19 protein-coding genes are annotated in these 22,704 nt (G+C 67.2%); 18 read left to right on the forward strand and 1 reads right to left on the reverse strand.

What is annotated here, in order from left to right; all coding sequences use genetic code 11:
• The first annotated feature begins 77 nt into the window (after window positions 1–77).
• From BLS42_RS17840 to dnaE, 17 genes are all read left to right on the forward strand, one after another.
• The gene (locus tag BLS42_RS17840) at window positions 78–1,763 is read left to right on the forward strand and encodes a UDP-N-acetylmuramoyl-L-alanyl-D-glutamate--2,6-diaminopimelate ligase (protein ID WP_090583580.1); all 1,686 of its coding nucleotides are present in this window, start codon (window positions 78–80) and stop codon (window positions 1,761–1,763) included.
• A gap of 6 nt (window positions 1,764–1,769) precedes the next feature.
• Window positions 1,770–3,350, forward strand: a complete 1,581-nt coding sequence (gene murF / locus BLS42_RS17845; RefSeq protein ID WP_090583585.1) for a UDP-N-acetylmuramoyl-tripeptide--D-alanyl-D-alanine ligase — start codon at window positions 1,770–1,772, stop codon at window positions 3,348–3,350.
• A complete protein-coding gene (gene mraY, locus BLS42_RS17850) occupies window positions 3,347–4,456 on the forward strand; it encodes a phospho-N-acetylmuramoyl-pentapeptide-transferase (RefSeq protein WP_090583586.1) in 1,110 nt (369 codons plus the stop codon). The genes murF and mraY overlap by 4 nt, the downstream gene beginning before the upstream one ends.
• Window positions 4,438–6,039: a UDP-N-acetylmuramoyl-L-alanine--D-glutamate ligase gene (murD, locus tag BLS42_RS17855; RefSeq protein WP_090583587.1), complete on the forward strand. Its 1,602-nt coding sequence runs from the start codon at window positions 4,438–4,440 to the stop codon at window positions 6,037–6,039. Before mraY ends, murD begins: the two co-directional genes overlap by 19 nt.
• A 2-nt stretch (window positions 6,040–6,041) precedes the next feature.
• Window positions 6,042–7,466, forward strand: a complete 1,425-nt coding sequence (gene ftsW, locus BLS42_RS17860; protein WP_256336549.1) for a putative lipid II flippase FtsW — start codon at window positions 6,042–6,044, stop codon at window positions 7,464–7,466.
• Between the two features lie 10 nt (window positions 7,467–7,476).
• Entirely contained in the window at window positions 7,477–8,601 is a 1,125-nt protein-coding gene (gene murG / locus BLS42_RS17865) for an undecaprenyldiphospho-muramoylpentapeptide beta-N-acetylglucosaminyltransferase (RefSeq protein WP_090583588.1), read from the forward strand.
• A gap of 4 nt (window positions 8,602–8,605) precedes the next feature.
• Window positions 8,606–10,006, forward strand: a complete 1,401-nt coding sequence (gene murC, locus BLS42_RS17870; RefSeq protein ID WP_090583589.1) for a UDP-N-acetylmuramate--L-alanine ligase — start codon at window positions 8,606–8,608, stop codon at window positions 10,004–10,006.
• Window positions 9,999–10,898, forward strand: coding sequence for a cell division protein FtsQ/DivIB (locus tag BLS42_RS17875; RefSeq protein WP_090583590.1), 900 nt, complete (start codon window positions 9,999–10,001; stop codon window positions 10,896–10,898). The genes murC and BLS42_RS17875 overlap by 8 nt, the downstream gene beginning before the upstream one ends.
• A gap of 309 nt (window positions 10,899–11,207) precedes the next feature.
• Window positions 11,208–12,425, forward strand: coding sequence for a cell division protein FtsZ (gene ftsZ / locus BLS42_RS17880; RefSeq protein ID WP_090583591.1), 1,218 nt, complete (start codon window positions 11,208–11,210; stop codon window positions 12,423–12,425).
• A 114-nt stretch (window positions 12,426–12,539) separates the two neighbouring features.
• Window positions 12,540–13,304, forward strand: coding sequence for a purine nucleoside phosphorylase YfiH/LACC1 family protein (locus tag BLS42_RS17885; RefSeq protein ID WP_090583592.1), 765 nt, complete (start codon window positions 12,540–12,542; stop codon window positions 13,302–13,304).
• Window positions 13,297–14,094, forward strand: coding sequence for a YggS family pyridoxal phosphate-dependent enzyme (locus BLS42_RS17890; protein ID WP_090583593.1), 798 nt, complete (start codon window positions 13,297–13,299; stop codon window positions 14,092–14,094). The genes BLS42_RS17885 and BLS42_RS17890 overlap by 8 nt, the downstream gene beginning before the upstream one ends.
• Window positions 14,095–14,181: 87 nt before the next feature.
• A complete protein-coding gene (locus tag BLS42_RS17895) occupies window positions 14,182–14,712 on the forward strand; it encodes a cell division protein SepF (protein WP_090583594.1) in 531 nt (176 codons plus the stop codon).
• A gap of 137 nt (window positions 14,713–14,849) precedes the next feature.
• The gene (locus tag BLS42_RS17900; RefSeq protein ID WP_090583598.1) at window positions 14,850–15,158 is read left to right on the forward strand and encodes a YggT family protein; all 309 of its coding nucleotides are present in this window, start codon (window positions 14,850–14,852) and stop codon (window positions 15,156–15,158) included.
• 163 nt (window positions 15,159–15,321) lie between these two features.
• Window positions 15,322–16,017: a DivIVA domain-containing protein gene (locus tag BLS42_RS17905; RefSeq protein WP_090583602.1), complete on the forward strand. Its 696-nt coding sequence runs from the start codon at window positions 15,322–15,324 to the stop codon at window positions 16,015–16,017.
• Window positions 16,018–16,184: 167 nt separating this feature from the next.
• The gene (gene lspA / locus BLS42_RS17910) at window positions 16,185–16,763 is read left to right on the forward strand and encodes a signal peptidase II (protein ID WP_090583603.1); all 579 of its coding nucleotides are present in this window, start codon (window positions 16,185–16,187) and stop codon (window positions 16,761–16,763) included.
• Window positions 16,756–17,718: an RluA family pseudouridine synthase gene (locus BLS42_RS17915; RefSeq protein WP_090583606.1), complete on the forward strand. Its 963-nt coding sequence runs from the start codon at window positions 16,756–16,758 to the stop codon at window positions 17,716–17,718. The genes lspA and BLS42_RS17915 overlap by 8 nt, the downstream gene beginning before the upstream one ends.
• Before the next feature lie 64 nt (window positions 17,719–17,782).
• Window positions 17,783–21,340, forward strand: a complete 3,558-nt coding sequence (gene dnaE, locus BLS42_RS17920; protein WP_090583607.1) for a DNA polymerase III subunit alpha — start codon at window positions 17,783–17,785, stop codon at window positions 21,338–21,340.
• Between the two features lie 79 nt (window positions 21,341–21,419).
• Here dnaE and BLS42_RS17925 read toward each other — a convergent pair whose 3' ends face one another.
• A complete protein-coding gene (locus tag BLS42_RS17925; protein ID WP_090583640.1) occupies window positions 21,420–21,878 on the reverse strand; it encodes a flavin reductase family protein in 459 nt (152 codons plus the stop codon).
• A gap of 195 nt (window positions 21,879–22,073) precedes the next feature.
• On the opposite strand from BLS42_RS17925, the gene BLS42_RS17930 reads away from it, so the two are divergent.
• Window positions 22,074–22,664, forward strand: coding sequence for a hypothetical protein (locus BLS42_RS17930; protein ID WP_090583608.1), 591 nt, complete (start codon window positions 22,074–22,076; stop codon window positions 22,662–22,664).
• Window positions 22,665–22,704: the final 40 nt, after the last annotated feature.

Below are 22,704 nucleotides of genomic sequence, written 5' to 3' on the forward strand. Positions count from 1 at the left end.
GATTTCTTTCAGTGCCCGATTCATTCAGTGCCCGATACTTTAGTGCCCGATCCACTAGCACCACAACGGAGATCCACTTGTCAGAGCTCACCGACCCCGATGCTTCCGCGCCGTCCGGCCATGACTCCACCCCGGGCTTCCGGCCCACTGCGGTTGCCGCAGTGCCGCTGGCAGCCATCGGTGCGGCGATCGGCGTCGCCGTTCCCGGGGCATCCAGCGCCGTCCCGGTCACCGGGATCTCCCTGAATTCCCGGTCGGTCCGCCCGGGAGACCTCTATGTGGCCCTGCCGGGCGCCACACGGCACGGGGCCGACTTCGTGGCCCAGGCCGTCGACGCCGGCGCCGTGGCGGTCCTGACAGACGACGCCGGAGCGCGGCTGCTGGCACTGGCCAATGACATCCCCGTCCCGGTGCTGCTGGCCGACGAGCCGCGCAGCGTGGTCGGCCGGCTGTCAGCCCTCATTTACCAGAGCCGGCCCGACGGCGCCGGGGCGCCGGCCCTCTTCGGCGTGACGGGCACCAACGGCAAGACCACCACCACCTACTTCATCAATGCGCTCTTGCGGGCGCTGGGCAAACGGACCGGGCTGATCGGGACCATTGAGATCCTGGCCGGCGGCGAGCCGATCCCGAGCCTGCTGACCACCCCGGAATCCACGGATGTGCACGCCCTGCTGGCGCTCATGCGCGAACGCGGGCTCGATGCCGCCTCCATGGAGGTTTCCTCGCACGCCGTGTCCTTTCACCGCGTGGACGCCGTGGTGTTCGACGTCGCGGGGTTCACGAACCTCACCCAGGACCACCTGGACCTGCACGGGACCATGGAAGAGTACTTCCAGACCAAAGCCCGGCTGTTCACGCCGGAACGCGCCCGTGCCGCGGTGGTGACAATCGATGATGCCTGGGGCCTGAAGCTCGCGGCCGCCGCCGAAATCCCGGTGACGACCCTGGCCACGGCCGGGACCACCGGCAGGGGAGAGGCTGACGCCGACGGGACCGCGGCCGGGACCGCCGTCGCGACCGCGGACTGGACGGTGGCCCGGACCGCTCCGCGGGGCCTCGGCTCCGACTTCGTACTCCGGCACCGCGACGGCGCCGAGCTGCGCGTCCACACCGGCCTGCCGGGAGGCTTCAACGTCGCCAACGCCGCGCTGGCCACGGTGATGGTGCTCGCCAGTGGCCACGAGCCTGCCGCCGTGCAGGCTGCCCTGCACGCCGCAGACCCCTTCACCGTCGCCGTGCCCGGCCGGATGCAGCTCGTGTCCACGGCCCCTGCGGCCGTCGTGGACTTCGCGCACAACCCCGACGCCCTGGAACGTGCCCTCGAAGCCGTCCGGTCCCCGGAGCCCGGATCCAAGGTGATCATCGTTTTCGGCGCCACCGGACAGCGCGATCAGGGCAAGCGGCCCGCCATGGGTGCCATCGCGGCCCGCCTGGCGGACACCGTGATTGTCAGCGACGACGATCCCCACGACGAGGACGCGGCGGCCATCCGCGCGGACGTCCTTGCCGGGGCCCTGGCGGCCAAGGACGACGAAGGCCTGGACTGCACGGTACTGGAGGTTTTCCCGCGCGACGCCGCCATCCTGAAGGCCGTAGAGCTCGCCGGGCCCGGGGACACCATCCTCGTGGCCGGGCGCGGGCACGAGGTGTGGCAGGAAGTCAAGGGAGTCAACCTGGCACTGGATGACCGGGTGGAGCTGCGGAACGCCTTGACAGCACGGGGATTCACCGTTCTCGAAGACCACCGGATAGAGTCCTAAACCGAGATGATTGCACTTACAGCGGCGGAAATCGCCGACATAACCAACGGCCGGCTCGCCGCGGAACCCGGAATTACCCCGGCATCCGTGGTGACCGACTCCCGCGAGGCCACGGCGGGTTCCCTCTATGTGGCCAAACCGGGGGAGAACGCCGACGGACACGACTTCGTGGGCGCCGCCTTTGACCGGGGCGCCGTCCTGGCACTCGTAGAGCGCGAGGTCGCCGACGCCGTCGGAACGAACTATCCCGCTGTCGTCGTTGAGGACGCTGTCCTTGCCATGGGCGCACTGGCCGCTGAATCCGTCCGCCGGATCCGGGCCAGCCGCGCAGCTGCCGGCGCCGCCTTCACCGTGATCGGCATCACCGGTTCCGCCGGCAAGACCACCACGAAGGACCTGCTCGCCGGAATCTTCGCGGCCGCCGACACCGACGGCGCCACCGTAGCGCCCCAGGGGTCCTACAACGGCGAGATCGGCGTCCCGCTCACCGTTTTCAAAGCCGATTTCGATACCCGCTACCTCGTCATCGAGATGGGCGCCACGGGCATCGGCCACATCCAATACCTCGCGGACATGGTCCGGCCGGAGATCGGCGTCGTCCTCGGCGTCGGCTCCGCCCATGCTGGGGAATTCGGCGGCGTCGACAACATCGCAGTCGCCAAGGGCGAACTCGTCGAGGCGCTCCCTGAAGGGGGCACCGCCGTGCTGAACCTGGACGACTCCCGTGTGGCCGCGATGGCTGCCCGGACCCGGGCCCGGGTGCTCGGCTACACCGCCCGCCCGGCCAACACAGGCCAGGCGGACGTGGCCCAGGCCGATGTGGTTAGGGCCGAGGGCGTGGAACTGAACGCCGAAGGCCATCCGGAATTTGAGCTTTTCCTGCCCGGCGACGGGAGCCAACAGGGGACCCCCCCGAACGGGAATGCACTGCACGGGACAACCCAGTACCACGTCGCCGCCAAGCTGATCGGTGCCCATCACATGGCCAACCTCCTCGCGGCTGCGGCCGCGGCGCACGCGGCCGGCATCCCTGGCGCGCAGATCGCGGCCTCGCTCAGCGCGCAGGCCGCCGCCAGCCGCTGGCGGATGGAGCGCACGGAGCGTCCCGACGGCGTGACCGTCATCAACGATGCCTACAACGCCAACCCGGAGTCCATGCGGGCCGCACTGCGGACGCTGGCCGAGCTGGGCCGCGGCCGCCGCACCTGGGCGGTCCTGGGCGCCATGCTGGAACTTGGCCCGGATTCCATCCGCGAGCACATGGCAGTCGGCACCCAGGTGGTGCGGCTCAACATCTCCCGCCTCGTCGTGGTGGGCCGGGAGGCGCGGTCGCTGTATGTCTCCGCCGTCAACGAGGGCTCCTGGGGCGATGAATGTGTGTTCGCCGAAACTGTGGACGAGGCCTACGAGCTTCTTCAAGCCGAGCTCCAGCCCGGCGACCTGGTCCTGTTCAAGTCATCGAACGGCATCGGGCTGCGCCACTTGGGGGATCGGATAGCATTACCCCCACATGCCACCAAAGACTCTCCCGAGCGACCTGCCGAGGGAACTGCCGCAACCGCCACCGAAGGGAGTGCACAGCTGTGATTGCACTGCTGATGGGCGCCGGAATGGCGCTCCTTCTCGCGTTTGTGGGCACCCCGCTGTTCATCCGGTTCCTGGTCCGCAAGGGCTACGGACAATTCATCCGGGACGACGGACCCACCTCACACCACACCAAGCGCGGCACGCCCACGATGGGTGGCACCGTTGTGGTGGTGGCGGTCCTCGTCAGCTACTTTCTCACCCACCTGTTCATGTGGATGATGAACCCGCATTCCCCGGGACCGAGCGCCTCCGGGCTGCTGCTGCTGTTCCTCATGGTGGGCATGGGGCTGGTCGGGTTCCTGGACGACTTCATCAAGATCTCCAAGCAGCGCAGCCTGGGACTGAACGCCAAGGCCAAGCTGATCCTCCAGGCCGCCGTCGGCATTATCTTTGCCGTCCTGGCGCTGCGGTTCCCGAACTCCGCGGGACTGACGCCGGCGTCCACCCAGATCTCCCTGGTGCGCGACATCCCGTGGCTGAACCTGGCCTTTGCCGGCACCGTGCTCGGTGCCATCCTGTTCGTGCTGTGGTCCAATCTGATCGTCACCGCCGCGACCAACGGCGTGAACCTCACCGACGGCCTCGACGGCCTGGCCGCCGGCGCTTCGGTCATGGTGTTCGGGGCTTACACGCTCATGGGCATCTGGCAAAGCAACCAGGCGTGCGGGTCTCCGCGGCAGGCCGGCGGCGGCTGCTATTCGGTCCGCGACCCCCTGGACCTCGCCTTGTTGGCCGCCATCCTGAGCGCGGCGATGGTCGGGTTCCTCTGGTGGAACACCTCGCCCGCGAAGATCTTCATGGGCGACACCGGTTCCCTCGCGATCGGCGGTGCCGTCGCAGCATTCGCCATCCTGTCCCGCACCGAACTGCTGCTGGCCTTTATCGGCGGCCTCTTCGTCCTCATCACTCTCTCGGTCATCATCCAGGTGGGCTACTTCAAACTCACCAAGGGCAAACGGTTCTTCAAGATGGCGCCGCTGCAGCACCACTTCGAACTCAAGGGCTGGGCCGAGGTGACGGTGGTGGTCCGCTTCTGGATCCTGTGCGGACTATTCGTCGCCGCGGGCCTGGGCATCTTCTACGCCGAATGGGTGGTGCTCCTGTGACCGGATCCATCCCCGCCCCCCTCACCACCTCACCCCGGCTGCAGGGACTCACCACCTGGGACTCCGACTGGTCCGGCCTGCGGGTCGTGGTCACGGGCATCGGCGTCTCGGGCTTCGCCGCCGCCGATACCCTGATTGAACTCGGTGCCCGGGTGGTGGTGGTGGACACCGCCACCAGCGCCAAGGCGCTGGCCCAGGCTGACACGCTCCGGATCGTTGGCGCGGCGGACGTCCTGCTGGGCGAAGAAGCGGTGGAGTCGGTTCCGAAGATCGACGGGCACAAGCCCGACCTGGTGGTAACGTCCCCGGGCTGGCGCCCGGACCAGGCCTTGCTCGCCGCAGCGGCGCGGGCGCACATCCCGGTGTGGGGAGACGTCGAGCTCGCCTGGCGGCTCCGCGAACGCAAGGGCCGCAAGACCGCCGACTGGCTGACCATTACGGGCACCAACGGCAAGACGACCACAGTCGGCCTGACGGAGTCCATGCTCCAGGCCGCCGGGCTCAAGGCGATCGCCGTAGGCAACGTCGGGACCCCGATCCTGGACGCCCTGCGCGACCCGGTGGACTACGACGTCTTCGCGGTGGAACTCTCCAGTTTCCAGTTGCATTGGAGCCACTCGGTGTCCCCGGTGGCCAGCGTGTGCCTCAACGTCGCTGAAGACCACGTGGACTGGCATGGTTCCTACACCTCCTACCTGGCCGACAAGGCCAAGGTCTACGCGAACACGCAGAAAGCCTGCATCTACAACGCCGAGCAGATCGAGACCGAGCGCATGGTCGAGGACGCGGACGTGGTGGAAGGCTGCCGGGCCGTGGGCTTCACCACACTGACGCCGGCTATCAGCATGCTCGGCGTCGTGGAGGGACTGCTGGTGGACCGCGCGTTCATCGCCGAACGCAAGGACAGCGCTGCCGAACTCGCCTCGATTGCTGACCTGGGGTCGGCTGCCCCGCGCCACATGGTGGCGAACGCGCTGGCAGCGGCCGCCCTGGTCCGGGCTTACGGCCTGGAGCCGTCGGCGGTCCGCCAGGGCCTGCTGGACTACCTTCCGGGAGACCACAGGATCCAGCCCGTGGCCCGCCATGAGGGTGTGCTCTGGGTCAACGACTCCAAGGCCACCAACCCGCACGCCGCCGCCGCCGCGTTGTCCGCCTTCCAGCACGTGGTGTGGATCGCCGGAGGCTTGTCCAAAGGCGTGAATTACGACTCCCTGATCCAGGAACAGGGCAACCGGCTCAAGGCTGTGGTCCTGATCGGCACGGACTCCAGCGATCTGCAGGCCGCACTGAAGCGACACGCGCCGGATGTCCCCGTGATCTTGCCGGCCAAGGGCGAGACTGAAGACGTGCAGACTGCCGGAACGGCTGAAGCCGACGCAGGGCCTTCGCCGATTTTCGGCGAGACTGTGATGGCCCAGGCCGTTGCTTCGGCGGCGCAGCTGGCCGCCTCCGGGGACACTGTGCTGCTCGCCCCGGCGGCTGCTTCCATGGATCAGTTCTCTTCCTATGCTCACCGTGGCGATGCCTTCATCGAAGCTGTCCGCGAGCTCGTGGAAGGGCAGGCTCAGACCAGCGAGGAGTAACAATGGTGAGCACGCCCACACGTACGACGGCGGCACGAACCGCCGGCGGCACGTCCGCCACCAGGACCGCCGGCAGCCGGACCCCTGCGGCTCCAGCCGTCACTCCGGCGGACCGCGTGCGTGCCTGGAACCGCGGATTCTGGTCCGCGCTTGAAGGCACCGGCAAGTCCCGCAATGGATCCACGTACTACCTGATCCTTGGCTCCACCCTGGCCTTGACGGCGATCGGCATCATGATGGTCCTCTCCGCCTCCAGTGTGGAAGCCATCGCGGCGGGGGAGTCGCCGTACTCCGCGGCCCTCAAACAGGGCGGATTCGCCGCGATTGGCGTCTTCGCGATGTTTGTCCTCTCACGCGTCAACGTCGTCTGGCTCCGGCGAATCGCTTGGCTTGTCATGGGGCTGGCCATTGCGCTGCTGGGCCTGGTCCTTTTGGTAGGGCGCAGCGCCCTGGGCAACCAGAACTGGATCGACGTCGGGCCGTTCACCTTCCAGCCCTCCGAAGCCGCCAAGCTTGCCCTCGCGCTCTGGATGGCCACGGTGCTTGACCGCAAAGCGAAGCTCCTCCACCAGTGGCGCCACGCGCTCATTCCGGTCGTGGTCCCGGGTGCCCTTGCGGTCCTGGGCCTCATTCTCGCCGGAAACGACCTCGGCACGGCCATGATCGTGATGATCATCGTGGCCGCCGCGCTGTTCTTCGCCGGCGTCCGGCTCTACTTCTTCGGCATTGCCGGGGCATTCCTGGCCGTTTTCGCGACGGTCCTCGCCATCACGAGCCCGAACCGAATGTGCCGCATCCTGTCATGGACGGGCCAGTCCTGCGCCGATGGCTCCAACCTGAACTACCAGTCCACCAACGGCCTGTACGGGCTCGCGTCCGGCGGGTGGTTCGGCGTCGGACTGGGCCAGAGCCGGCAGAAATACAGCTGGATCCCAGAGGCGCACAACGACTTCATCTTCGCGATCATCGGCGAGGAACTCGGACTGGTCGGAACCCTCGTCGTCCTGGTCCTCTTCGCCATCCTCGGCGCCGCCATCTACCGGGTCGTCGTCGCCCAGCATGATGTCTTCCACCGCGTCCTGGCCGGCGCGATCATGGTGTGGCTGCTGGGCCAGGCGAGCGTCAACATGGCCGTAGTCACCGGGCTGGCACCGGTGATCGGCGTCCCGTTGCCCTTCATTTCCTACGGCGGCTCGGCCCTGCTGATGTCGCTGTGTGCAATCGGCGTCGTCCTGTCCCTGGCGCGGGCCCAGATGGACCCGGGCATGCAGCCGAAGAAGATGCTCAGGTTCGGGCCGGCCGCGTTCGCGAATTCCGTGAGGAGCGCCCGCGCTGCCCGGGCGGCCAGTAAGCCTTCGGCCAAAAAGCCGACAACCAAAATCCCCACCCGCAAGACCCCCGCCTCCAAGAACCGTACGAAAGCGTAAACAGCCCTTCATGAACACCGAGTCACCCCTGTCCGTGGTCCTTGCCGGCGGCGGAACCGCCGGACATATCAGCCCGCTGCTGGCCATCGCCGGCGCCCTCCGGCAGTCCCGCCCCGGAGTGCAGCTCCTGGCTGTCGGCACCCCCGGCGGGATGGAAGCGCGGCTGGTCCCGGCGGCCGGGCTGGACCTCGCCACCATCAGCAAGGTCCCGCTCCCGCGCAAGCCTTCCGCGGACCTGCTCCGGCTTCCGGGCCGCATGGCCGGTGCGGTGAAGCAGGCGGGCTCCATCCTTGATGAGGCAGGTGCCGACGTCCTGGTGGGCGTCGGCGGCTACGTGTGCACGCCGATGTACCTCGCGGCACGGCGCCGGAAGATCCCGATCGTGGTCCACGAGGCCAACACCCGACCCGGCCTGGCAAACCGTGTCGGCGCACGCCTCGGCGCCCACGTGGCCGTCGCCTTCGCCGCAACCAAACTGGGCCGTGCGAGGCACGTGGGCATGCCGATGCGCCCCGAGATCTCCGGCCTCGACCGCGCGGGCGCCCGGGCCGGTGCACGGCAGGCGCTCGGGCTGGACGCGGACAAACCGACGCTGATCGTCACAGGTGGCTCTTCGGGCGCCCAGAGCATCAACCGGTCACTCGCCGCGGCCGTGGGAGCCCTCGCCGACGCCGGCGTGCAGACGCTGCACATCACCGGCCGCGGCAAGTCCGTGCACGACGCCGACGGCAAGCCGCTCGCCGCGCCGGGCTACCGGCAGGTGGAGTACGTGGACGGCATGGAAACCGTCTATGCCGCGGCGGACCTGCTGCTGGCCCGTGCCGGTGCCGCCACGGTCTGCGAGGTGGCCGCGGTGGGCGTGCCCGCTGTCTTCGTCCCCCTGCCCATCGGCAACGGCGAGCAGGCGCTGAACGCCGCAGGTCTTGTCGCCGCAGGCGGCGCCTTGATCGTCGACGACACGGCCTTCTCCGCTGACTGGATCCGCGAGAACATCATTCCCTTGCTCCTGGACACGGACAGGCTGGCACAGATGGCCGCCAGTTCCGAACAGCTCGGCATCCGGAATGCGGACCGGCGCATGGCCGACCTCATCCTCGAAGTCGCGTCCTCAAACCAGCACGGCAGGAAGCAGTAGAGCCATGACCCAGCCCCAACACGGAACACGTTCCCTGGAATCCCTTGGCCGCGTTCACTTCATCGGCATCGGCGGCGTCGGCATGTCCGCCGTTGCCCGCATCATGGTGGCGCGCGGCGTCCCGGTGAGCGGCTCCGACGCCAAGTCGCTGCCCGTCATGGCGGACCTCGCAGCCGCCGGGGCAAGGATCGCCGTGGGCTATGGTCCCGGCAACCTCGGCGACGCCCAGACGGTGGTCGCCGGCTCGGCGATCCGGCCCGAGAACCCCGAGCTCGCAGCGGCCCGCGCCGCCGGGCTCCCGGTGCTGCACCGCTCCGAGGCGCTGGCCGCCACCATGGCGGAGGACACCGTGGTGGCAGTCGCCGGAACGCACGGCAAGTCCACCACGACCTCCATGATCACGGTGCTGCTGCAGGGCGCCGGACTGGACCCGTCCTTCGCCATTGGCGCCAACGTCCCGGCGCTCGGGGTCAACGCGGCCCACGGAAGCTCGGGGATCTTCGTGGCGGAAGCCGACGAGTCGGACGGCTCCTTCCTGAACTACCGCCCCACGATCGCCGTGGTGACCAACGTCGAGCCGGACCACCTGGACTTCTACGGCACCGCAGAGGCCGTCTACGCCTCCTTCGACAGCTTCACGGCCCTGCTCCCCGCGGACGGCGTCCTGGTGGCCTGTGCGGACGACCCCGGGGCCAGGGCCCTCGCCGAGCGCACCCTGGCCCGCGGCAACACCCGCGTGGTGCTGTACGGGACGGCGGCCGACGCCGCCATCAGGCTGCACGACGCCGAACCGGGCCGGATGGGTATCTCGACGACGGGGGGCACCTTCGCCGTCGAACTCCAGGTTCCGGGCCGGCACAACGCGCTCAACGCGGCCGCCGCCTTCGCCGTGGCGGTCGAACTCGGCGTCGCGCCGGACACCGCGGCGGCGGCACTGGCCCACTTCTCCGGGGCCTCGCGCCGGTTCGAGTTCAAGGGCGAAGGGCGCGGCGTCCGCGTCTACGACGACTACGCCCACCACCCCACCGAAGTCCGGGCCGCCTTGTCCGCGGCACGTGCCGTCGCCGGGGAACACAAGGTGCACGTACTCTTCCAGCCCCACCTGTTTTCCCGGACCCGCGAATTTGCCCGCGAGTTCGCCGAAGCCCTCAACGCGGCGGACACGGCCCTGGTCCTGGACATCTATCCTGCCCGCGAAGATCCCATTCCCGGCGTTACCAGCGAGCTGATCGCCGAGCACCTCGGTTCCGGCGGCCGCCTCGTCGGACCCGGCGGGGCGGCTGTGCAGGCACTGCTCGCGGCCGCCGGGCCCGGGGACATCGTGCTGACCGCCGGCGCAGGCGACGTCACGGCCTACGGGCCGCTGGTTGTCGACGCCCTCACGGCCGGGGCCGCCGGTGCCTAGCACCAGGCGGCCCACCTACCGGGGCGGATCCAACGCCTCCGGAACCGGCTCCCGGCCGCCCGGCGGAACGGGCACCGATGTCATTTCGGCGTCCAAGAACGCCGTGGACACCGGGAGCGGCAACGCGCAGAACCCGCGGAAACCGCAGGTCACATCGGACAACGGTTCCGGCAATGTGCTGTCCTTCCCCGAGCCCAAGGGCAAACGCCGCCGGCGCATCGTGCTCAGTACCATCGGCATCCTTGCCGTGCTGATGGCAGGGATCGTCGCGGCCGCCGTCTACTCGCCGGTGCTTGCCCTGCGGACGGTCACGGTGGAGGGCACGAAGCTGCTAAAACCGAATCAGGTTCAGGCGGCCCTCGCGCCCCTTCAGGGCAAGCCGCTGCCGCAGATCAGCGAGGAGGAGGTCACCGCCCTGCTCAAGCCGCTGGTGCAGGTCAAGGACGTCACCGCGAAGGCGCTGCCGCCCGGCACCTTGCAGGTGCACGTCACCGAGCGCATTCCCGTGGCCCTGGTCAAGCAGGGCAAAAAATTCCAGCTGGTGGACGTCGACGGTGTGCAGCTCAGCACCACCGCCGATGCCGCCTCGGTGTCGCTCCCGGTGATCGACGGTGGCAGCGGGACGCTTCCGAAGGACCTGTTCCACGCCATCACTGCGGTGCTGGGGGCACTGCCGGGAGATGTGCTGGCCCGGCTCTCAAACGCCTCCGCCGCCTCCGCCGACGCCGTCGAACTCAAACTCGTCGACGGGCAGACAATCCTCTGGGGCAACGCGGGGGAGAAGGCGCTGAAGGCGCGGGTACTTTCGGCCCTCCTGAAGGTCCCGGCCGATCCGAAGAACCCCGTCAACGTCTACGATGTCAGCGTGCCCCGGCACCCGGTCACCCGGTAGCTTGCTGCCAGTATCGCTGCACGCGGCCCGGAGGGACCACCCGCGGGACGACCCGCAGGATGTCCCGCGGGCAACCCGCGGGACGTCCAGGGGACGTCCAGCCGGTCGCGGGACTACTTACAGGGGTGATTTGCCCGGTATTCGCGCGACACGCGGCGCCGGTTATTGAATGTCCCCTGCATAGGAAATACCGTCACAGACATGAGTTACTTGACATAACTATAACCTTCAAGTCGAAGGTTAAGGTTCAAAGCTTCAAGCAGGACTCGATCAGTTTTCGCATTAGTACACGAACAAGGGACACGTAACGTGGCAGCTCCGCAGAATTACTTGGCCGTCATCAAGGTCGTCGGCATCGGCGGCGGTGGCGTGAACGCAGTCAACCGCATGATCGAGGTCGGTCTTCGCGGCGTCGAATTCATTGCCATCAACACCGATGCCCAGGCATTGTTGATGAGCGATGCCGACGTCAAACTCGACGTCGGGCGTGAACTGACCCGTGGTCTCGGTGCTGGCGCGAACCCTGAGGTTGGCCGGCAGGCCGCCGAGGACCACGCCGATGAAATCGAAGAGGTCATCCGGGGCGCAGACATGGTCTTCGTCACGGCCGGCGAGGGCGGCGGAACCGGTACAGGCGGCGCCCCCGTCGTCGCCCGGATCGCCCGTTCACTCGGTGCGCTGACCATCGGCGTCGTCACGCGTCCCTTCACCTTCGAAGGCCGCCGCCGGGCAGGCTCCGCCGAGGCCGGCATCGACGCCCTGCGCGACGAAGTCGACACCCTGATCGTGATCCCGAACGACCGTCTGCTCTCCATCAGCGACCGCAACGTCTCGGTCCTGGATGCGTTCCGTTCCGCCGACCAGGTGCTGCTCTCCGGCGTCCAGGGCATCACGGACCTCATCACGACCCCCGGCCTGATCAACCTCGACTTCGCCGACGTCAAGTCCGTCATGCAGGGTGCAGGTTCCGCGCTGATGGGCATTGGTTCTGCCCGCGGCGAGGACCGTGCGGTCAAGGCTGCGGAGCTGGCCATCGCCTCGCCGCTGCTGGAAGCATCGATCGACGGCGCGCACGGCGTCCTGCTGTCCATCCAGGGCGGCTCGGACCTTGGCCTGTTCGAAATCAACGAGGCAGCCCGCCTGGTCCAGGAAGTCGCCCATCCGGAGGCCAACATCATCTTCGGCGCCGTGATCGACGACGCCCTCGGCGACGAGGCACGCGTCACCGTTATCGCCGCCGGCTTCGACGACGTCAAGGCCACCTCGCCGTCCATGGACCAGTCCCTGCCGGCCGCGCCGCAGCGGCCCGCGTCCGCCGCGCCCGCTCCGGCGCAGGCACCCGTCTCCGCCCCGGTCCAGCCGCTGCACGCCACTGTCGGCGCCTCCGGCTACGGCGGCTGGGGCCAGCAGCGTCCCTCTGCGGTACCGGCCGATTCGGGCTTCGACGTCGACCTGCCGGCCGTCGTGGAGCCGGACCTGTCCGGCCGGCACTCCGATGACCTGGATGTCCCTGACTTCCTCAAGTAAATCGTTCCGCTTCAGCATGGCACCGCCGTCCGGCGGTGCCATGCTGCTTTGCGGCGGGTTACGGTGGATTGTATGAACGTAGGTATTCCGGACATGTCGATGGCGGTGTTGTGATTGTTTTGCTGGCGGGCTGAAGTCCGGCCGGGCGTATGGGTGGCCTTCACCGACGCCGGAGCCGGGAACCTGGCACTGCATGTTGGCGATGACCCCGCGGCGGTCCACCGCCGGCGCGCGGAGCTCGAAGCGGCCGCCGGTCTTGGCGGGCGCTCCTTCCGGTACATGAACCAGGTTCACGGCAATGATGTCGCCACGATCGTTGGCTCCACTGAGATGGAGACGGCGACAGCGGAGTCCCCGCGCCCAGCTCCGGCTGCCCCCACTGCCGATGCCATGGTTTCCCGGACCGAGCCGCTGGCCGTCCTGGTAGCGGACTGCGTGCCGGTCGTACTAATCGGCGAGGACGTGGCGGGGGCACCTGTCCTCGGCGTCGTCCACGCCGGACGGCCCGGCGTTGCGGCCGACGTGGTGCCGGCCGCTGTGGCCCGCCTGCGGGAGCTCGGTGCGGACAGCATCAGCGCCTGGGTTGGGCCTTCGGTCTGCGGCCGTTGCTATGAGGTCCCCGAAGCCCTGCGCGCGGACGTTGCCGCAGCCGTGCCTGCCACCTGGTGCACGACGTCCGCCGGCACCCCCGGCCTGGACCTGCCGGCAGGCGTCCGGAGCCAGCTGGAAGCAACGGGCGTCGCGATCGAATACTCCGGGGGCTGCACCCTCGAGGACGACACCCTGTTCTCGTACCGCCGCAACAGCCACACCGGCCGCTTCGCCGGGCTGGCCTGGACGGACGGGACGCACGGGGCCAGGGCGCATGGCCATGACTGAGCCCGTGGAAGTACCGGACACCGACGTGGTCAAGCCGGTCAATCTGCCGGGGGAGAGCCGGCCGGACGCGCTGGAGGGCCCCCGGCTGGCCCAGCTGGACGCGAACCTCTCGGCCGTGCGCCGCAGGATCAACGACGCCGTGGCCGCCGCCGGCCGCCAGGCGGCGCCGCCACGCCTGATCGTCGTCACCAAGTTCCATCCGGCGCAGGACGTCCGGCGGCTGGCGTCGCTGGGCGTCACCGACGTCGGGGAAAACCGCGACCAGGAGGCCGCGGAAAAGGCGGCGCAGCTCGTGGATCTCGGCCTGAGCTGGCACTTCATCGGCCAGCTCCAAAGTAAGAAGGCCAAGTCCGTGGTGAAGTATGCCGCGTCGGTGCACTCCGTGGACCGGGAGGCCCTGGCTTCCGCCCTTGCCAAGGCGATGGCAGCCGAAAGCGAACGCACCGGGCGCCCGCCCCTGGACTGTTTTATCCAGGTCGGCCTGGACGAGGACGCAGGGGCCCACCGCGGCGGCGCAGCCCCCGGGGAGGTCCCCGCGCTGGCCGAACAACTGGCCGGCGCCGCCGGTTTGAGGCTCGCCGGTGTCATGGCCGTTGCCCCGCTCGGGGCGGATCCGGCGGCTGCCTTCGAGAAGCTGGCAGGCATTTCCGGGCGGCTGAGAGAACAATTTCCGGACGCCACGGGGATATCCGCCGGAATGAGCCAGGACCTCGAAGAAGCCGTCCGCTTCGGTGCGACACACCTGCGCATTGGCTCCGATATTCTCGGTCCGCGTCCGGCCCTGCGGTAAGTTCGACGTATTGGAAGGTAATGGCGGGGATTCCAAGGCTGTCTGGTCATTAAGCGGCCCGCTTACGGACAAGATTAGGAGTCGACCATGGCTGGCGCTCTGCGCAAGACAATGATCTATCTTGGGCTCGCCGACGGCGACGAACACTACGAGTCTGAGCACCCCACACCGCACAAGGATGAGGACGAATCCATGGAGCAGGACCGCGAGGAACGACGTGCGCCGACGCCCGTCCGCGAGGTCCCCCGGGAAGAGCCTCAAGCCGCTGAAGAGGAATATCGCGCACCTGTGACACCCATCAAGCGTGCGGCATCGAGCCGCGAAGAGACCACCGGACTCCGGCAAATCACGACCATCCATCCGCGGTCGTACAACGACGCCAAACTCATCGGCGAAAGCTTCCGCGACGGCATCCCGGTCATCATGAACGTCACCGACATGGGGGAGGCTGACGCCAAGCGCCTCGTGGACTTCTCGGCCGGACTCGTTTTCGGCCTCCGCGGCAGCATCGAACGGGTAACAAACAAGGTCTTCCTGCTCTCGCCGTCGTATATCGAAGTCATTGGCGACGACAAGAAGGTCAGCGAGACCCAGGCGAGTTTCTTCAACCAGAGCTAGGCCCGAATATTCGGTACGGATGCCAGGCGGGGACACCTGCCTGGCATCCGTGCGGAATTATCCGTGTTGAAATAGAAGTAACACTTTCCTTAGGACACTGCGGTATCCGGAATGAACATGGAGATATGAGTTAGCTCATGGGAATTGTTTTGGGGCTCGTCTATATCGTTCTGTTGCTTTTCTTCGTGGCGTTGATCATCCGCCTGGTCTACGACTGGGTGCAGATGTTTGCCCGAAGCTGGCGGCCGCGCGGTATGGCACTCGTCGCCGCCCATGCTGTGTATTCGGTCACAGACAAGCCCCTCAAACTGCTCCGCCGGCTCATCCCGCCGCTGCGGTTGGGCGGAATGTCGCTGGACATAGGGTTCCTGTTGCTGTTCGTGGCAGTCAGCGTGGCGATGTGGATCGTCAAGGGCCTGGTGTACGCCCAGCCGATCGCAGCATGAGCCGCCGCAGCAGCACAGGCGGCTTGCCCGGGGCTAGGCCCCAACCGAAAGAAACTCCGGTTTGACACTGCGGTGTTGAATTAGAGGAACCAGACCATATTTAGGTACCGTAGTTTTGACGGCCGGAAGGCCTACTGACTAACTAGACCAACGAGGTGACCAGATGGCTTTGACGCCAGAAGACGTTGTCAACAAGCGCTTTCAGCCGACCAAGTTCCGCGAAGGCTACGACCAGGACGAGGTTGATGACTTCCTGGACGAGATCGTCGTCGAACTTCGGCGCCTGAACCAGGAGAACGACGAGCTGCGCAAGAAGCTCGCCGAATCCGGCGCCGGCACGCCTGCCAGCTCCGCAGCCGCCGCACCCGTGGTGGAAAAGGTTGCGGCGCCCGTCAAGGCCGAGAAGGAAGACACCGCCAAGGCCGAGGCCGAGGCCAAGGCAAAGGCGGCCGCAGAAGCAGCCAACAAGAAGGAAGCCGAGCAGGCAGCCAAGGCAGCCCAGGAAGTCGAACAGGCGCGCTCCGGTGTCACCCCGGCTTCCGAGTCCGCCGCCGGCCTGCTCGCCATGGCGCAGCAGATGCACGACAAGCACGTCGCCGACGGCGAGCAGCAGCGGGACAAGATCATCGCCGAAGCCCAGATCGAGGCCAGCAGCCTCGTCAACGATGCGCAGGAAAAGTCCCGCAAGATCCTTGGTGCCCTCGAGCAGCAGCGCTCCGTGCTGGAACGCAAGGTCGAGCAGCTTCGCGGCTTCGAGCGCGACTACCGCTCACGCCTGAAGGCTTACATCGAAGGCCAGCTCCGCGATCTGGATGCCCGCGGTTCCGTGGCAGCCCCTGAGGTCGAGGCCAACAGCTAGGCATAAAGCAAGTATTCTGAAAGCCGGTGGCTGAGGTTTCCTCGGCCGCCGGCTTTTCATTTTCCCGCACTGTCTTATTCCTGCACGGTGCCGCCACCGGGTCCGGTGGCCGGCGCCTGCCGGGCACCCGACCCCGGTCTCCGCACTGGCTCCCGAACGAAAGCCCTATGACTGACGCACCATCACCAGACGCCACGCAGCCTGTCGAGGCGGCACAGCCTGTGCACGCCCGGCCGCGCCGGGCAACGCTGTTTGTCCTGTTCGCTGCCTTCGCGGTGTTCGCCTACGTGTTCGATCAGCTGACTAAGTTCTGGGTCACGAGCACCATGACCGAGGGCGAGCGGATCCCCGTTTTTCCGCCGCTCCTGCACTGGTTCTACATCCGCAACTCCGGGGCTGCGTTCTCGATCGGCGAGAACGTCACGTGGGTGTTCACGATCATCATGGCGGCCGTGGCCGTCGCGATCCTGCTGCAGCTGCGCAAGCTCGGCTCGCTCTGGTGGGCGCTGGCGCTGGGGCTGCTGCTCGGCGGCGCACTCGGTAACCTGACGGACCGGCTGTTCCGCGAGCCCTCCTTCGCCATGGGCCACGTGGTGGACTTCATCCAGCTCCCAAACTTCGCGATCTTCAACATCGCCGACTCGGCGGTGGTCTCCGCCGTCGTGATCATCTGCCTGCTCACGCTCCGCGGGATCTCCCTGGACGGCTCACGCCACACGAAGGATACGGTGGCCAAGGATGTCTGAGAACACCCCTGATAACGCGACAGCCTCGGGGCCCTTGCGGTTCACTGTTCCGGAGGACCTGGCCGGCGCCCGCGTGGACGCCGGGCTGGCCAGGCTCATGGACATCTCCCGCTCTCAGGCAGCCGCCCTGATCGCCGAGGGGCACGTCACCAGCAATGCCAGGAGCGTCGGCAAATCCCTCAAGCTCACCCCCGGCACCGTCCTCGACGTCGTCGTGCCGGACCGCAGGGACCCCCTGGAAATCGTGGAGGAAGTAGTGGACGACCTGTTGATCCTGCTGGACGACGACGAGTTTGTTGTCATCGACAAACCGGTCGGCGTGGCCGCCCACCCCTCGCCCGGCTGGGTCGGGCCCACGGTGGTAGGTGGCCTCGCCGGTCTCGGGTACCGGATATCGACGTCGGGCGCCCCCGAGCGCGCCGGCATCGTCCACCGGCTCGACGTCGGGACCTCCGGCGTCATGGTGGTTGCCAAAACCGAAAACGCCTACACCGTACTGAAGCGGGCCTTCAAGGAACGCACCGTGGACAAGGTCTACCACGCCGTGGTCCAGGGCCTCCCCGACCCGCTGGCGGGCACCATCGACGCGCCCATCGGCCGCCACCCGGGCCATGACTGGCGGTTCGCTGTGATCGAAGATGGCCGTGATTCGGTGACGCACTACGAGGTCCTGGAAGCCTTCGGGAAGGCCTCGCTGGTGGAGGTGCACCTCGAAACGGGCCGCACCCACCAGATCCGCGTGCACTTCGCGGCCCTGCGGCACCCTTGTGCCGGCGACCTCACCTACGGCGCGGACCCGCGGCTGGCCGCCACCCTCGGACTGACCCGGCAGTGGCTGCACGCCCGGGAACTGTCCTTCGACCACCCCCGGACGGGGGAGCGGGTTACCGTCACCAGCGAGTACCCGGACGACCTGAAGTATGCGCTCACGGTCCTGGAATCCGGAAACGCCTGAGCAGGTTCCGCTCCCGCCGTCGTGGTTGCACGCCGCCGTCGTGGCTCGGCACTAGAATGGTGCGGTGACTTCCAGCAACGACTCGTTTGTCCATCTCCACAACCACACCGAGTACTCGATGCTGGACGGTGCCGCCCGGCTCGGTGAGCTGTTCGACGAAACCGAGCGGCTCGGCATGCCGGCCCTCGCCACGACGGACCACGGCTACTTGTTTGGCGCCTTCGACTTCTGGAAGCGGGCAACCGACCAGGGCATCAGGCCGATCATCGGCGTCGAAGCCTATGTGACTCCCGGGACCGCCCGCACGGACAAGACCCGCGTGCGGTGGGGCGAGGAACATCAGCGCAAGGATGACATTTCCGGCGGTGGCTCGTACACGCACATGACCCTGCTCAGCTATAACAACGTGGGCATGCGGAACCTCTTCCGGGCCTCCTCGATTGCATCATTGGACTCGGTCTTCGGCAAATGGCCCCGGCTGGACCGTGAGCTGCTGAACACCTACTCGGAAGGGCTCATCGCCACCACCGGCTGCCCGTCCGGTGAGGTCCAGACCCGGCTGCGCCTGGGCCAGTACCGCGAGGCGCTTGAGGCTGCGGCCGAGTTCCGCGACATCTTTGGTGCGGAGAACTACTTCTGCGAGCTCATGGACCACGGCCTGGACATCGAGCGGCGCGTCACGGGCGACTTGCTGCGCCTGGCCAAGGACCTGAACCTGCCGCTGGTGGCCACCAACGACCTCCACTACACGCACGAGCACGACGCAAAGGCGCATGAGGCCCTGCTGGCCATCCAGTCCGGTTCCACCCTCCTGGAGCCGACCTACGACAACGGCGGCTCGCGCTTCGCCTTCTCCGGCAGCGGCTACTACCTGAAGTCACCGCAGGAAATGCGGGAGCTGTTCCGTGACCATCCCGAGGCGTGCGACAACACGCTCCTGATTGCCGAGCGCTGCGAAGTCTCGTTCAACACCGGCGCCAACTACATGCCCCGGTTCCCCTGCCCGGAGGGGGAGGACGAAACGTCCTGGCTGGTCAAGGAAGTCGACAAGGGACTCCAATACCGCTATCCCAAGGGCATCCCGGACAAGGTCCGCAAGCAGGCCGACTATGAGCTGGAAGTCATCACCTCCATGGGCTTCCCGGGCTACTTCCTCGTGGTGGCCGACTTCATCAACTGGGCCAAGAACAACGGCATCCGGGTCGGTCCCGGGCGTGGCTCAGGTGCCGGCTCCATGGTGGCGTACGCCATGCGTATCACCGACCTTGACCCGTTGCATCACGGCCTGATCTTCGAGCGCTTCCTCAACCCGGACCGCGTCTCCATGCCCGACTTCGACGTCGACTTCGATGACCGGCGCCGCTCCGAAGTTATTGACTACGTCACGCGCAAATACGGCGACGAACGCGTCGCCATGATCGTCACCTACGGCACCATCAAGACCAAGCAGGCCCTCAAGGACTCTTCGCGCGTTCTGGGCTACCCGTTCAGCATGGGCGAGCAGCTGACCAAGGCGCTGCCGCCGGCCGTCATGGCCAAGGACATCCCGCTGGCCGACATTCAGAACCCCCAATCCAAGCGCTACGGCGAGGCCGGCGACTTCCGCCAACTGATCAGCACTGACCCGGAGGCTGCCAAGGTCTTCGAGACGGCCCTGGGCATCGAGGGTCTGAAGAGGCAATGGGGCGTGCACGCCGCCGGCGTCATCATGTCCTCGGACCCCATCATCGACGTGATTCCGATCATGCGCCGCTTCCAGGACGGCCAGGTCATCACCCAGTTCGACTATCCGACGTCCGAAGGCCTCGGCCTGATCAAGATGGACTTCCTCGGGCTGCGAAACCTGACGATCATTTCCGATGCCCTGGAAAACATCAAGATGAACCGGGACATCGACCTCGACCTCGAAACCCTTGAGTTGGATGACACGGCGTCCTACGAGCTGCTGGCCCGGGGAGACACGCTGGGCGTCTTCCAGCTCGACGGCGGACCCATGCGCTCCCTGCTCAAGCTGATGAAGCCTGACAACTTCGAAGACATCTCCGCTGTGCTGGCCCTCTACCGGCCCGGACCCATGGGCGCCAACGCGCACACCGACTACGCGCTGCGCAAGAACAAGATCCAAGAGGTCATCCCGATCCACCCCGAGCTCGAGGAACCGCTGTCCGAAATCCTCGGCGGGACCTATGGGCTCATCGTGTACCAGGAGCAGGTCATGGCCGTGGCGCAGAAGCTCGCCGGCTATACCCTGGGCCAGGCCGACATCCTGCGCCGCGCCATGGGCAAGAAGAAGAAATCCGAGCTGGACAAGCAGTTCGCGGGCTTCTCCCAGGGCATGCAGGACAACGGCTATTCCATGGCCGCGGTCAAGACCCTCTGGGACATCCTGTTGCCGTTCTCCGACTACGCCTTCAACAAGGCGCACTCGGCCGCCTACGGCGTGATCTCCTACTGGACCGCGTACCTGAAGGCGCACTACGCCCCGGAGTACATGGCTGCGCTGCTGACCTCGGTGGGCGACGACAAGGACAAGTCGGCGATCTACCTCAACGAATGCCGGCGGATGGGCATCACGGTGCTGCCGCCCGACGTCAATGAGTCAGCCCTCAACTTCACCCCTGTTGGCACCGACATCCGCTTCGGCATGGGCGCCATCCGCAACGTCGGCGTGAACGCCGTCGAAGCCATGGTGGCGGCGCGCGAAAAAGAAGGCGCCTACACGTCCTTCAAGGACTACCTCATGAAGGTCCCCGCGGTGGTCTGCAACAAGCGCACCATCGAATCCCTGATCAAGGCCGGCGCCTTCGACTCGCTGGGCCATCCCCGGCGGGCCCTGGCCATGATCCATGAAGAGGCGATCGACTCCGTCATCACCCTCAAGCGCAACGAAGCGATCGGCCAGTTCGACCTCTTCGCCGGCTTTGAGGACCAGGAGCCCGAGGCTTCGCTCAGCACGGAAATCCCCGACCTGCCGGAATGGGAGAAGAAGGACAAACTGGCGTTCGAGCGCGACATGCTCGGCCTCTACGTCTCCGACCACCCGCTGCAAGGGCTGGAAGGGCTCCTGAGCCAGCACGCCGACCGGTCGATCACCTCGATCATCGCCGAAGACGGCCCGCAGGACGGCGCGATCGTGACCATCGCGGGCATGATCACCTCGCTCAGCCGCAGGATCGCCAAGGCAAGCGGCAACGCCTACGCCCGCGCCGAGATCGAGGACCTCGCCGGTTCCATGGAGGTCATGTTCTTCGGCCAGGTCTACGGCCCCATCGCCTCGGTGCTCGCGGAGGACCTGATCGTGGTGGTCAAGGGCCGCCTGCAACGGCGCGACGACGGCGCCGTCACCTTGAACTGCATGGAACTTTCCGTGCCGGACCTCAGCGACAGCCAGAACGGGCCGGTGGTCATCACCATGGCCACCCACAAGGCCACCGAGGCCGTGGTCACTGAGTTGGGCGACGTGCTGCGCACCCACCGCGGAAACTCCGAGGTCCGGCTGCACCTGCAGGGCGACACCCGGGTGGAGGTCATGGGCCTGCCGGTGCATTTGCGCGTCAATCCGAGCCCGTCGCTGTTCGGCGATTTGAAGGTGCTACTCGGCCCGACGTGCCTGGACAACTAGCGCAGGCCACTAGTGAGTGACGCTAGCCCCGGTCACTAGTGACGGGGGCCAGCTCCGGCCGGACGGGCGGCCGGCCGTCTCAGATCTCGTAGTCGAGCGGAACGGGCTGGCTGTAAGCCCCGGAGTGGTAGAGCAGGGGAGTGCCGTCGTCGCCGACCTGGCCCTCCACCACCTCGACCACCACAACGGCGTTGTTCTCGAAGGAGAGCCGCATCTGGACCTTGCCGATCAGCCAGCCGCTGACTCCCTTGAGTACGGGCACCTCGTGGGGTCCGAGCTCCCAGTGGTCGCCGTCGAACCGGTTGCCGGCCCGGGCGAAGCGGTCGGCGAGCTCCTGGTTTTCCAGCCCGAGCATGTGCACGCCAATGTAGGTCGTGTTCGCCACGGCCGGCCACGAGCTGGAGGTCCTGGCCATGTTGAACGTGAAGCGCGGCGGCTTGGCGGACAGCGAGGCAACGGAGGTTGCCGTGAACCCGAACGGGACACCGTTGTGGTTGGCGGTGATGATGGCGACGCCCGCCGCGTGCCGCCGGAACATTTCCTTGAATGTCCCCTCGGAGATTCCTTCATCTGTGGCCACTGCGATCCATCTCCCTGCTGCACGTGCGTGTCGTAGTTCCTACTCTGCCAGCGTATTGCGCCGGTGTTCGAGTGCGGCATTTTCTTTACTTCCGCCGTCATGTGCTGCCGGGCGTTCTCATGCGCCGGCGGAATCCTTGTTACCGTTTGTTGCATGACACAGCCCGCAGTAGACGGCCCCGTCCACCACACCGGGGAGCCGGCGCAGCCGGACCGGCCGATGTCCCTTGAGACAAACCTTTCCCTTGAGACAAACCCTGAGCAGCCCGGACCCGACTGGACCCCCTGGCGGAAGGCCGCCGTCATCGCGGCCGCCGGCGTTCCGGTGGGGTTGCTCTGGTGGCTGCTGGCGCCGTCGGGCCTGAATCTCCTGACGGGAGACCCGGACCTCGCCGCCGGCACCAACACGGCAACCTGGCTGCCCAGGGACCTTGTGCTGGCGGGGCTGTTCCTGCTCGCAGGGTGCATCGCCGGATCGTTCGTCGCCGGCACCAAGCACCACCAGCCCGGACCCGGCACCGTCATCCTGGTGGTCCTCGCTGGCCTTGCCGGCGCGCTCATCGCGTGGGGAACCGGCGTGCTCAGCGCCCAGTGGTGGGGAGCGCCGGCGGATACATCGGCCAGCGCCAGCATCGCCTTCTCACTGCGCTCCTATGCGGTCCTCGCCATCTGGCCCGCGGCGATCGCCCTGGCTATCTTCCTGAACACCCTCTTCCCGGGCTCCGGCGGCAAACCTCGCCGCTAAGTTCTGGGGCCGCGTCACAGCGACGGCCCGCTGCGGCAGG

It is taken from the genome of Arthrobacter sp. ov407, from assembly GCF_900102895.1.
GTDB lineage: Bacteria > Actinomycetota > Actinomycetes > Actinomycetales > Micrococcaceae > Arthrobacter.